Below are 12126 nucleotides of genomic sequence, written 5' to 3'. Positions count from 1 at the left end.
GAATGCAGCCAGACCCGGGCGCAAAGATCCGGGGACGCTATAAGGACAGTAATGAAACGAATTTTGATACTGATCGCCGTTCTTGCGGTTGCGGGCTGCGCGGCGACATCGAAAACCCAGATTAAACACGGCAAGAAAGGGCTGCATATCAACTGTTCCGGGCTGTCGTCATCCTGGGACAAGTGCTACACCAGCGCTGCCAACTCGTGCGCTCCCAAAGGTTACAAGGTCATCGCCAAGTCGGGGGACGCCGTGGAAGAACCAGGTGATTACCCGTTCGGCCTCAACCCTGCCGGCTATACCAGCCGCAGCATGATCGTCATCTGCAAATAGGTTGATGCTGCCTTGTCAGGTTCGTGGACCTGCGATCTGGCGGCCAATTTCATCATAACTGGACTTCAGCACCGTGCGCTGGATGTCTGGCGTGGCCAGCATTCGTGCCACAACCAACGCACCGATACATTGCGACAGAATTGCCCAGGCCAGGCTGTCGCTTTCCAGAACCTGCGCCCAACTCTTCTGAAGCCGACAAATCCAGTTCTCCGCCTGCTGACGAATCATCACGTCTGAACGTGCAATCTCAGCCCCCAATGCCGGCAAAGCACAACCGGATTCCGGGTGCTCGACATGGGCCATGCTCAGGTAGTGTTTCAGGCAGCGCTCGAGCCTGTCACGATTCTGGTCCGCCCCTAAACGCTCCAGACTTTGACACAGCTCACGCTCGACGATTGAAGCGAACAGTTCATCCTTCGACGAAAAGTGACTGTAGAAAGCCCCGCCACTCAAACCGATCGCCTTCATCAAACCGTCGACACCCACCGTTGAAAAACCAGACTTCTTGGCCGACACCGCACTGCTTTCAAGTAGTTTTTCTTTGGTTTCCAGTTTGTGATTGGCCGAGTAACGCATTGCCTTGCCCTCAGGATTGATCGCCTTGACGCTTGCCGAATCGTAGCATAACGTTCGTTTAGTTAACGATCGTTTAGCAAAGGGATCTACCCATGAATAACAAAAAGGTCGTACTGGTTGTAGGTGCAGGGGATGCTACCGGCGGCGCCATTGCAAAACGCTTTGCGCAGGAAGGATTTGTGGCTTGTGTCACCCGCCGCAGCGCGGACAAACTCCAGCCGTTGGTGGACGCCATCAAGGCCGACGGCGGTGAAGCCCATGGGTTTGCCTGCGATGCGCGCAAGGAAGAGGACGTGATTGCGTTAGTCGAGCAGATCGAAAGCCAGATTGGCCCAATCGAAGCGTTCGTTTTCAACATCGGCGCCAATGTGCCTTGCAGCATTCTTGAAGAAACCGCGCGCAAATATTTCAAGATCTGGGAAATGGCCTGCTTCTCAGGTTTTCTCAACGCTCGTGAAGTGGCCAAGCGCATGGCCAAGCGTCAACGGGGTACGATCTTGTTCACCGGCGCTACCGCCGGCATGCGTGGTGCGGCAGGGTTTGCCGCATTCGCCGGCGCCAAACACGGGATTCGTGCCCTGGCGCAAAGCATGGCTCGTGAACTGGGGCCGATGAACATTCACGTCGCCCATGTTGTAGTCGACGGTGCCATCGATACCGATTTTATTCGCGAGAGTTTCCCCGAAAAGTACGCGACCAAAGACCAGGACGGCATTCTCAATCCGGAGCACATCGCCGAGAACTATTGGTACCTGCACAGCCAGCCCCGTGACGCATGGACCTTCGAGCTGGACCTGCGCCCCTGGAGCGAACGCTGGTAACCCCCCTAAAAATAATAAGCAGAGTGCACTGACCATGAGCAAAACCGTGGAGTTCTATTTCGACCTTGGCAGCCCCGCCACCTACCTGGCCTATACCCAACTGCCGAAGATCTGCGAGCAGACCGACAGCCAGTTGATCTACATACCCATCTTGCTGGGTGGCGTCTTCAAAGCCACAGGTAACGCCTCCCCCGCGACCATCCCCGCCAAGGGCCGCTACATGTTTCAAGACCTGGACCGCTATGCCAAGCGCTATGGCGTGCCACTGAAATTCAATCCCCACTTTCCTATCAATACCCTGATGCTGATGCGCGCTGTCACCGGCATGCAGTTGCGCCATCCCGAACGCTTTCAGGCATTCATCGATCGCCTGTTTCACGCCCTCTGGGTTGAAGGCCGCAACCTCGATGACCTGGCGACCGTCGCGTCAGTACTGACACAGAACGGTTTCGATCCAAATGAGGTGCTGGCCCTGACCGCCGACGAGGAAGTCAAAGCCGCTCTCAAGGACAACACAGAGAAAGCAGTGCACCGGGGCGTATTCGGTGCCCCGAGCATGTTTGTCGATAATCAGCTGTTCTTCGGCCAGGATCGCCTGGACTTCGTCCTTGAAGCCCTGAGCTAAATCTCGATGACCAGCCGTCCCTGCGCAGCTCCCGAAACGAGCAATTCATGGGCGGCCTCGGCGGTTTGCAGCGTGAACTGCCGAGGGTCGAGCAACGGTTTCAACTGACCCGCCTCGATCAACTTCCCCGCCTCCCGAAGTATCTCCCCATGGTGCTCACGCCCTTTGCCAGTCAGCAACGGCAACAAGGTAAACACTCCAGAATAAGTCGCCCCACGAAACGAGAGCGGTGCAAGACTGTGCTGCCCCCATCCAAGACAACTCACCACATGTCCCTCGTAGACCCGAGCAGCCTTGAATGAAGCGTCCAGCGTCTCACCCCCCACCGTGTCGTAGACAATATCGAAGCCCTCCCCCGCCGTGTGCTCAGCCACATACTCCTCAACCGAAGATTTTCGGTAATCAATAAACGTCGCACCGAACCCTTCAATGTTCGCCTGCTGCCCGGCCGACCCGGTAGCAAATACGTCAGCACCGAAAGCCCGGGCAATTTGCACAGCCACATGCCCGACACCACCCGCACCACCGTGAATCAGCACTTTCTGACCCGCCCGCACCCGCGCACGATCCACCAGTCCTTCCCACGCTGTGATCAGTACCAACGGCAACCCTGCCGCCTCGCGCATGCTCAAATTGCCTGGCTTGCGCGCCAGCAGCCGTGCATCGACGGCGGCGTATTCAGCCAGCGAACCCTGTGCACCGCCAATGCCGGTGGCCATCGCATAGACCTCATCACCGGGCAGCCATCCACTGACACCCTCCCCCAATGCCGCCACTGTTCCCGCAAGATCAATACCCAATACCGCCGGCAACGGCTGGCGCGCATGAGCAGCCTGACCCGACCGAATTTTTCCATCCAGAGGGTTTACCCCGCTGGCGTTAATCCTGACCAACACCTGACCGGCTCCTGGCACGGGCCGTTGAATGGAAGCCAAGCGTAAAGGCCCGTTGGCCGAATCAACAATCAGAGCGCGCATTTCGAGTGAGTCAGTCATTTCGCAATTTCCCGTCAGAGGTGGCTGTGGGATAAATCTTCCTCTCACTCACTCATGTCGATAAGACGCTATATAGCTATAGTGATCATGCCCATTTGGCATCAATGAGAAATCCCGTGGACAAACTCAATGCAATGGCGATTTTCGTCCGCGTTGTCGAGCGTGGCAGCTTTTCTGCCGTCGCCCGGGAATTGCAGACCAGTCAGCCGACCATCAGCAAAGTGCTGCGAGCACTGGAAGCTGAACTGGGTGGAAAACTGATTTCCCGCAGCACCCGACAACTGTCCCTGACCGACGAAGGTCAGCGGTACTACAGCGAATGTCGACAAATTCTGGCGGCCGTAGACGCCGCAGAACACAGTTTTCACTCCGGCCGCGAAGCCGTTGCCGGAAACCTGAAAATCGGATCGTCCGTGAGTTTCGGGCGCTTGCAGATTGCCCCGCGACTTCCGGCATTCCTCAAAAAGCATCCCCAGGTACAAGTTGATCTGCAACTGAGCGATCAAAATCAGGACCTGGTCAGTGAAGGACTGGACGTCACGTTCAGGATCGGCGAGTTGAACGACAGCGGATTGATTGCCCGCCGCGTCGGCACCACCCACCGGGTGACCGTCGCAGCGCCCGACTATCTTGAGCAACACGGCAATCCGCAAACACCGCAAGAACTGAGCGAGCACAACTGCCTGCAGTTCAACCTGCTGAACAGTCAGAACCTATGGGTTTACGAAAGAGACACACAACGTCACGAAGTGCGAATCAAGGGCAACGCCCAAAGCAACAACTCCGAGGCCATCCGCGAGATGGTATTGGGGGGATTGGGGATTGCGCTGTCGCCAGTTTGGCTATTCAGCGAGGACTTGAAGGCAGGACGGGTGACAGCGATTTTGCTGGAATACAGCGCGCAGTCGCTGCCGATTCATGCCGTGTCCCCGGCGAATCGTCGCCAATCCGCCAGGGTCAAAGCCTTTGTCGACTACATGAGCCAGGCGCTCGAAGAAGCGCCTGAACTCCAACCGATCAAATAGCCGCAGTCCGGGTGTTCAACCACTCAAGGGCTGCACCGTCGAGCAACGGGCTCAAGCGCTGGCGCACCTCGGCGTGGTAGGCGTTGAACCACTGTTTTTCGTCATCAGTCAGCAGCGACGGCTCCAGGCAGCGAGTGTCGATCGGGCACAAGGTCAAGGTTTCGAATTTCAGGAACTCACCGAATTCGCTTTTGCCCGCCTCGCGGTTCAACACCAGGTTCTCGATCCGCACACCCCAGCGGCCCGGACGGTAAGTGCCCGGTTCGATGGAAGTGATCATGCCCGGCTGCATGGCGGTTTGCGGTGCCGCCGCGGCCTGATAGGCAATGACCTGCGGGCCTTCGTGCACGTTCAGGAAGTAACCGACGCCGTGTCCGGTGCCGTGACCGTAATCAACGTTTTCAGCCCAAATCGGCGCGCGAGCAATCGAATCGAGCAACGGCGAGAGAATGCCACGAGGGAATTGCGCACGGGACAGCGCTATTACGCCTTTGAGCACCCGCGTGCAATCGCGCTTCTGCTCATCGGTCGGCGTACCGACCGGTACCATCCGCGTGATGTCAGTGGTGCCGCCCAGGTACTGGCCGCCGGAGTCGATCAGCAACAAACCGTCACCTTCGATCACCGCGTGTTCTTCTTCGGTGGCGTGGTAGTGCGGCATCGCGCCATTGGCGTTGAACGCGGCAATGGTGTTGAAGCTCAGCGATACATAACCCGGACGTCGGGTACGCGCGGCCGTCAGGTGTTCGTCGATGGTCAGCTCGGTGATGCGCTCACGACCCAACGCAGTGTCCAGCCAGGTGAAGAATTCGCACAGCGCCGCGCCGTCCTGCTCCATGGCCTGACGAATATGCTCGGCATCGGCCAGGCTTTTCTGCGACTTGGCCAACGTGGTCGGGTTCAGGCCTTCGACCAGCTTCACACCGCTATCCAGGTTATCCAGCAAGCCGGCGGTGACGCGCGCCGGATCGACTTGCAGGCTCGCCCCGCTCGGTACGGCGCGCAAGGCGGCGGCCACTTCGCTGTAATCGCGCAGGGTCACGCCGTCCTTTTCGAGGATCGCGCGCAGCTCGGCGTCGACCTTGCTCAGCGCCACGAACAGGGTCGCCTGTTGCTGGCTGATCAACGCAAAGGAAACAAACACCGGGTTGAACGACACGTCACCGCCGCGCAAGTTGAACAACCAGGCGATGTCGTCGAGAGTGGCGATAAAATGCCAGTCGGCACCGCGATCTTTCAAAACCTCACGCAGCTTGGCCAGTTTCTCGCCGCGGCTGACCGTCGCCTGAGGCGGCAGGTGTTGATAGATCGGTTCATTCGGCAGCGTCGGACGGTCGCTCCAGACTTCGCTCAACACATCGATGTCAGTGCGCAGACGTGCTCCGCGTTCTTCGAGCTTGCCACCCAAAGTACGCGCCGAAGCCACGGCCATCACTGCACCATCTACCGCGACGACGCCGCCTTCAGGGGTTTGCTCGGCCAGCCAGTCCAGCGGACCGGGTTGACCCGGTTGCAGCTTGACCAGTTCGATGCCGCTGCCCTTAAGTTCCTTGGTCGCCTGTTCCCAGTAACGGCTGTCGGCCCAGACGCCGGCAAAGTCCGGCGTAACGATCAGTGTGCCGACCGAGCCATGGAAGCCCGACAACCACTGCCGCCCTTGCCAATAGCCCGGCAGGTATTCCGACAGGTGCGGGTCGGCCGACGGCACCAGCAGAGCATGAATGCCCTCCCGGCTCATCAGTTCGCGGGTTTGCGCCAGGCGTTGGGGCACCGATTCATTAATCGAAGGCTGCGTACTCATCGTGTCTCCTGCTAATCACTTCATCATTATTGTTGAGTGCCGATCAACGCCGGCACTTTCAGACCTTATTGCCAAAATGCCGGAGCACTGGCGCAGGCCGCTTTAATCAGGTGTACCGCTTGGTCGATGTCCTGCTCGGTGGTGAACCTGCCGAGACTCAAGCGAATGGTGCGACTCGCCGAGCGGGCGTCATGCCCCAGGGCCAGCAGCACATGGGAGGGCGCATTGCTGGCAGAGTTGCAGGCCGAGGTCGCGGAAAACGCAATCGAATGGCTCAACGCCGCGGAATTGAACTCGCCGTCGTTGAAGGTCAGGCTCAAGGTATGGGGAATGCGTTGGGTCGGGCTGCCATTGAGGCGAACCCCGGGAATGCTCAGCAATTGCTCAAGCAAGCGTTCACGCAGACGCACGATCGTGGCTTTTTCTTCATCGAACGAAGAGGCCGCCAACGCGAAGGCCACACCCATGGCAGCGATCTGGTGAGTCGCCAGGGTGCCGGAACGCAAACCGCCCTCGTGACCACCACCGTGGATCTGCGCCTGCAAACGCTGTTGCGCGCGCGGCCCGACGTACAGCGCGCCGATGCCTTTTGGGCCGTAAATCTTGTGGGCGGAAAACGACATCAGATCCACCGGCCACTCGGCCAGATCGATCACCACTTTGCCCGCGCCTTGAGCCGCGTCGACATGGAACAACGCATCGCGATCACGCACCACCTGGCCAATGGCTGGAATATCGTTGACGGTGCCCAGTTCGTTGTTGACCAGCATCAGCGACACCAGAAAGGTGTCTTCGCGCATCGCTTCGCTGACCGCTTGCAGGGTAATCAAACCCTCGGCATCAGGCACCAGATAAGTCACCGCAACACCGGCGTCCTGCAACTGCTTCGCCGTGTCGAGAATCGCTTTGTGTTCGATCTGGCTGGTGATGATGTGGCCGCCAGAAACGCCGCGGGCCTGGGCCACGCCCTTGAGGGCAAGGTTGTTCGATTCGGTGGCGCCGGAGGTCCAGACGATCTGTTGCGCCTGGGCGCCGACCAGTTCGGCGACTTGCCGCCGCGCCTGCTCGACCGATTGCCGGGCCTGTTGACCGAACGCATGGGAGCTGGAGGCCGGATTGCCGAAATTGCCGGAAAAACCCAGACACTCGACCATGACCTTGATGACCCGCTCATCCACCGGCGTGGTGGCGGCGTAGTCGAAATACAACGGACGTTTATTCATAGAAGACTCGCAGAGCGTGTTCCGGGATCAGGAGGCTCGTCACTGAAACGTCAAAGCGCAGCCTCGTGAGCTGCGCCGATCGTTCAGAGCGTTAGAAATACCTGATCGGAGGCCGTTAAAGAAGAACAACTTCATTTAAAAGTGCGTAGGAACGCTCCTGAAGTCGAGCTTAACAGGCATCGGGCAACCGGTTGAAGCAATGCGTCAGCTAAAGCTTTCGAGCAGCAACGGATACAGCGAAGCCACCAGCAGCAAGGCCATGCCCCAGTTGAACAGCCGCAACCAGCGGCGATCCTTCAGCACGTTGCGTAACAACGTGCCACAGCCCGCCCAGACACTGACGCTCGGCAGGTTGATCAAGGCGAACACTGCCGCAATCACAATCACGTTGGTGAAGTAGCCCTGCATCGGCGTGTAGGTGCTGATGGCACCGATGGCCATGATCCAGGCTTTGGGATTGACCCACTGAAACGCAGCGGCACCCAAATAGCTGATCGGCTGACTCTCGCCCTTTTCACTCTCGGAAACCGGTCCTGAATGGGCGATTTTCCACGCCAGATACAACAAATACGCGGCGCCGACGTAACGCAGCACGCTGTAGAGCAAAGGATAGGTTTGAAACACTGCGCCCAAGCCGAAACCTACCGCCACCACGAGCACGAAGAAGCCGCAGGTGATGCCAAGCATGTGGGGAATGGTGCGGTTAAAGCCGAAGTTCACGCCCGATGCCAGCAACATCGTGTTGTTGGGGCCGGGAGTAATCGAGGTGACAAGCGCAAACAGGGCGAAGCCCAGCAGCAAGTCGAGCGAGAGCGTCATGGGTGGCAGTCCATTAGGGTCAGTCAGGTGTTGACCCTATCGCAGGCCTTTAGGGAAACCCACGGACAGTTGCGTGAAACTTCGAGCGGTACAGTTTCCGGTCAGCTAGGACGACCGTGAAGCTGTACAGCACGTTCGGCGTTCATCTCGCCTTGTTTGTCGAAACTGAACGACTTTTGCGGTTGGCCGAGCAATTCGGCTTTCTTCGCGTGGTACTCCTCGAAAGACAGACCGCGACGATTCAACGCCTCAAGTGCCAATTCCCTGGTTTCTTCCGCGGTGTACGGCCGTAATTCCGGGGAAACATGGCTGGCACATCCGGCGAGAACGGAGACCGCAAGCAGCAAGAAAGTAGCGATTAGAGGTTTCATGGTGAGCGTCCTGGCAACTGGGTTCGAGACAATGAACGCAGGCTACGCCGGGCATCCGACCAGTAGAAATCAACGCTCTCGATAGTGGCTATCGAATTTTCCTAACGCCACTCAGGCAGACCGTCTTATATCTCCAAACGATCTATAAATATTAATTTACGGTCTTTTACGGAATAACACCGAGCCTTTATAACAACTGCATCGCTTCGCGCACTGTTGCCCAAGCAACTGTTTGCCAGGCAACAGTCATTCAACAAACAGCGCTGCCATTCGAACAGCGTCTACCGGCCAACACGCTGAAAGCCCCGTAAATCTGGGCTCCGAGGGATTGGTACAGCTCTTGCTCACTGTCAGTGACTACTCACTGCTCCCTGAGCAACTGTTTAAAAAGGAACTGATCATGTCGCGTCCATTGAAAGTCGTTGCCCTCTCCGGCGGTACCTGGCGTCCGTCCCGCACGTTGGTGCTGACCCAGGCGCTGTTGGCGCAACTGGCCGAGCAATTGCCGATTGAAAGCAAGCTGATCGAACTGGGTGACATCGCCCGACCGTTGGGCGCCGCACTGTCCCGTCAGGAATTGAGCGCCGAGATCGTAGCCGAGTTGCAAGCGATCGAGAACGCCGACCTGCTGATCGTCGCCGCGCCGGTTTATCGCGGTTCCTACCCTGGACTGCTCAAGCATCTGTTCGACTTGATCGACCTCAATGCATTGATCGACACGCCGGTATTGCTGGCCGCCACCGGTGGCAGCGAACGCCATGCGCTGGTCCTCGATCATCAGTTGCGGCCGCTGTTCAGTTTCTTCCAGGCCCTGACGTTGCCCATTGGCGTCTATGCCACCGAAGCCGATTTCTCGAATTATCAAATAACCAGTGAGCCCTTGAAGGCCCGCATTCGTCTTGCTGCAGAACGCGCCGCGCCGTTGTTTGGCGTGCACCCCAAAAATCTGCTGAAAATCGCTTAAGGATTTCTTCATGGATGTTTTCTGGTTTCTGCCGACTCACGGCGATGGCCATTACCTGGGCACCACTCAGGGCGCACGCCCGGTGACACTCAACTACCTGAAACAAGTGGCCCAGGCAGCCGACAGCCTCGGCTACCACGGCGTACTGATTCCTACCGGGCGCTCCTGCGAGGATTCGTGGGTGATTGCTTCGGCGCTGGTGCCGCTGACCGAACGCCTGCGTTATCTGGTAGCGATCCGGCCAGGAGTCATCTCGCCGACAGTCTCGGCGCGCATGGCCGCGACACTGGATCGACTGTCCAATGGCCGCTTGCTGATCAACGTGGTCACGGGCGGTGACCCGGATGAAAACCGTGGCGACGGCATCTTCCTCGATCACAGCGAACGCTACGAAGTGACCGACGAATTCCTGAAAATCTGGCGCCGGGTGCTGCAAGGCGAATCGGTGGATTTCGAAGGCAAGCACCTGCAAGTGCAGAACGCCAAGGCGCTGTATCCGCCGGTGCAGAAACCCTATCCACCGCTGTACTTCGGTGGCTCTTCCGAGGCCGCCCATGAACTGGCCGCCGAGCAGGTTGATGTCTACCTGACGTGGGGCGAACCACCGGCCGCCGTGGCGGAAAAACTGGCCGATGTGCGTGAGCGCGCAGCGCGAAACGGTCGCACGGTGAAGTTCGGGATTCGCTTGCACGTGATCGTTCGCGAGACCGCCGAAGAGGCCTGGAAAGCCGCGGATAAACTCATCGAGCACATCAGCGACGAGACCATCGCGGCCGCGCAGAAGTCGTTCTCGCGTTTCGATTCAGAAGGTCAGCGGCGCATGGCGGCGTTGCATGACGGGCGCCGCGACAACCTGGAAATATCCCCCAACCTGTGGGCCGGTGTCGGCCTGGTACGCGGCGGTGCCGGGACGGCGTTGGTGGGCGATCCGCAGCAAGTGGCGGCGCGAATCAAGGAGTACGCGGATATGGGAATCGAGAGCTTCATCTTCTCCGGCTATCCGCACCTCGAAGAGGCTTATCGCTTTGCCGAGCTGGTGTTCCCGCTGTTGCCTGAGCCGTACGCCAGCCTTGCCGGACGCGGGGTTACCAACCTTACCGGGCCGTTTGGCGAAATGATTGCCAATGATGTGCTGCCGGCTAAAGCCACGGCCTGAAGAACCTCTCTGAAGGACAGGAATCTTGTGGCGAGGGAGCTTGCTCCCGCTCGGCTGCGAAGCAGTCGTAGACCGGTTGATGCGGATTTCATACATACCGCGCCGGACTGTTCAGGGACTGCTTCGCAGTCCGGCGGGAGCAAGCTCCCTCGCCACAAAGGCTCGCTCCCACAGGGGATTGCGTCGATTTTTATGAGGAACCCCGCGTGACTGCCAAGCCGCAAAGCGCCCTGATATCCCCCTTGCACACCGCTCGCCGATTGGCGGCCGAGTTTGCCCTGACCGCTGTCGAGCGCGATGAACGTGGCGGTACGCCCAAAGCTGAACGTGACGCGTTGCGCCACAGCGGTCTGCTCGCCTTAAGCATTCCCGTCCAGTACGGCGGCCTCGGCGCCAGCTGGAGTGAAACCCTGACCATCGTGCGCGAGTTCGCCAAAGTCGACAGCTCGATAGCCCATGTTTTCGGCTTCCATCACCTGATGCTCGCCACCGTGCGCCTGTTCGCCCGGCCCGAGCAGTGGCAGCCATGGTTCGAACAGACCGCGCGCAAGAACTGGTTCTGGGGCAACGCCCTCAACCCGCTGGACACCCGCACCGTGGTGAAAAACCTCGGTGGCTGGCGTGAGTTTTCCGGCAAGAAAAGCTTCTGCTCCGGCGCCAGCGATTCGCAAATGCTGATCGCCTCCGCCGTCGACGAAAGCGCTGGCGGCAAGCTGTTGATCGCCGCGATTCCCAGCGGTCGCAGCGGCATCACCTTGCACAACGACTGGAACAACATGGGCCAGCGCCAGACCGACAGCGGCAGTGCGACGTTCGAACGGGTGCGGGTCGAAGAGTCGGAACTGCTGCTCGATCCGGGTCCGCTGAGTACGCCATTCGCCTGCCTTCGGCCGTTGATTGCCCAACTGACGTTCACGCACATGTTCCTCGGCATCGCCGAAGGTGCCTTCGAAGAAGCGCGGCAATACACCCTCACCGAAACCCGTCCGTGGCACAAATCCAGCGCTCAGGATGTGCGTCAGGATCCTTATGTACTCGGCCACTATGGCGAGTTTTGGGTCGCCCTCGAAAGTGTTCGACTGCTGGTGGAGCGCGCTGCCGGGCTGCTCGACAAGGCCTGGGCCAAAGGCCCGAACCTCAGCGCCGAAGAACGTGGACACCTGGCTAACGCCATCGCCACGGCCAAGGTCGCCGCCACTCGCAATGGTCTGGAACTCTGTAGCCGGTTGTTCGAAGTGACCGGCGCCCGTTCAACTCATGCCTCACTGCGACTGGACCGCCACTGGCGCAACCTGCGCACGCAAACCCTGCACGACCCGGTGGATTACAAACTCCATGAACTGGGTGACTGGGCACTGAACCAGTCCCTGCCGATCCCGACTTTCTATTCATAGCCTTCTATTCATGGAGCCTGCCC

13 protein-coding genes are annotated in these 12126 nt (G+C 58.9%); 7 read left to right on the top strand and 6 right to left on the bottom strand.

Features of this window, described 5'->3' with window-relative positions; all coding sequences use genetic code 11:
• The first annotated feature begins 51 nt into the window (after positions 1-51).
• Positions 52-333: a hypothetical protein gene (locus tag ACYZTW_RS09485; protein ID WP_046049236.1), complete on the top strand. Its 282-nt coding sequence runs from the start codon at positions 52-54 to the stop codon at positions 331-333.
• A 15-nt stretch (positions 334-348) separates the two neighbouring features.
• Here ACYZTW_RS09485 and ACYZTW_RS09480 read toward each other — a convergent pair whose 3' ends face one another.
• Entirely contained in the window at positions 349-909 is a 561-nt protein-coding gene (locus ACYZTW_RS09480; RefSeq protein WP_462004640.1) for a TetR/AcrR family transcriptional regulator, read from the bottom strand.
• Between the two features lie 92 nt (positions 910-1001).
• Between ACYZTW_RS09480 and ACYZTW_RS09475 the strand changes: the two genes are divergently transcribed.
• Both ACYZTW_RS09475 and ACYZTW_RS09470 read left to right on the top strand, forming a co-directional pair.
• On the top strand, positions 1002-1730 hold the full coding sequence (locus ACYZTW_RS09475; protein ID WP_462004639.1) for an SDR family oxidoreductase: 729 nt from the start codon (positions 1002-1004) through the stop codon (positions 1728-1730).
• A gap of 34 nt (positions 1731-1764) precedes the next feature.
• Entirely contained in the window at positions 1765-2355 is a 591-nt protein-coding gene (locus ACYZTW_RS09470) for a 2-hydroxychromene-2-carboxylate isomerase (RefSeq protein WP_462004638.1), read from the top strand.
• Here the strand turns inward: ACYZTW_RS09470 and ACYZTW_RS09465 are convergent.
• Positions 2352-3350 carry a zinc-dependent alcohol dehydrogenase family protein gene (locus tag ACYZTW_RS09465; protein WP_462004637.1) on the bottom strand — a complete coding sequence of 333 codons (999 nt, stop codon included), beginning with the start codon at positions 3348-3350 and terminating at the stop codon, positions 2352-2354. The two genes, ACYZTW_RS09470 and ACYZTW_RS09465, sit on opposite strands and share 4 nt — an antisense overlap.
• 104 nt (positions 3351-3454) lie before the next feature.
• Here ACYZTW_RS09465 and ACYZTW_RS09460 point away from each other — a divergent pair, with 104 nt between their 5' ends.
• Positions 3455-4375 (top strand): LysR family transcriptional regulator, encoded by a 921-nt coding sequence (locus ACYZTW_RS09460; protein ID WP_462004636.1) that lies wholly within the window; start codon positions 3455-3457, stop codon positions 4373-4375.
• Here ACYZTW_RS09460 and ACYZTW_RS09455 read toward each other — a convergent pair.
• The 4 genes from ACYZTW_RS09455 to ACYZTW_RS09440 form a co-directional block, all read right to left on the bottom strand.
• Positions 4368-6176 (bottom strand): aminopeptidase P family protein, encoded by a 1809-nt coding sequence (locus ACYZTW_RS09455; RefSeq protein WP_462004635.1) that lies wholly within the window; start codon positions 6174-6176, stop codon positions 4368-4370. The two genes, ACYZTW_RS09460 and ACYZTW_RS09455, sit on opposite strands and share 8 nt — an antisense overlap.
• Positions 6177-6241: 65 nt before the next feature.
• Positions 6242-7399, bottom strand: a complete 1158-nt coding sequence (locus tag ACYZTW_RS09450) for a cysteine desulfurase family protein (protein WP_462004634.1) — start codon at positions 7397-7399, stop codon at positions 6242-6244.
• 204 nt (positions 7400-7603) lie between these two features.
• Positions 7604-8218 carry a LysE family translocator gene (locus ACYZTW_RS09445; RefSeq protein WP_462004633.1) on the bottom strand — a complete coding sequence of 205 codons (615 nt, stop codon included), beginning with the start codon at positions 8216-8218 and terminating at the stop codon, positions 7604-7606.
• A gap of 101 nt (positions 8219-8319) precedes the next feature.
• A complete protein-coding gene (locus tag ACYZTW_RS09440) occupies positions 8320-8589 on the bottom strand; it encodes a hypothetical protein (RefSeq protein WP_462004632.1) in 270 nt (89 codons plus the stop codon).
• A 400-nt stretch (positions 8590-8989) separates the two neighbouring features.
• Between ACYZTW_RS09440 and msuE the strand changes: the two genes are divergently transcribed.
• The 3 genes from msuE to ACYZTW_RS09425 all read left to right on the top strand — a co-directional run bounded on the left by msuE (position 8990) and on the right by ACYZTW_RS09425 (position 12103).
• Entirely contained in the window at positions 8990-9553 is a 564-nt protein-coding gene (msuE, locus tag ACYZTW_RS09435; protein ID WP_462004631.1) for an FMN reductase, read from the top strand.
• A gap of 10 nt (positions 9554-9563) precedes the next feature.
• Positions 9564-10709 carry an FMNH2-dependent alkanesulfonate monooxygenase gene (ssuD, locus tag ACYZTW_RS09430; protein WP_462004630.1) on the top strand — a complete coding sequence of 382 codons (1146 nt, stop codon included), beginning with the start codon at positions 9564-9566 and terminating at the stop codon, positions 10707-10709.
• A 206-nt stretch (positions 10710-10915) separates the two neighbouring features.
• Positions 10916-12103, top strand: coding sequence for an acyl-CoA dehydrogenase family protein (locus tag ACYZTW_RS09425; protein ID WP_462004629.1), 1188 nt, complete (start codon positions 10916-10918; stop codon positions 12101-12103).
• Positions 12104-12126 lie beyond the last annotated feature (23 nt).

The sequence above is a fragment of the Pseudomonas sp. LB3P25 genome (genome assembly GCF_054897985.1).
Note: the sequence above shows the minus strand (reverse complement) of the source record. Positions and strands in the feature narration are given on the sequence as shown.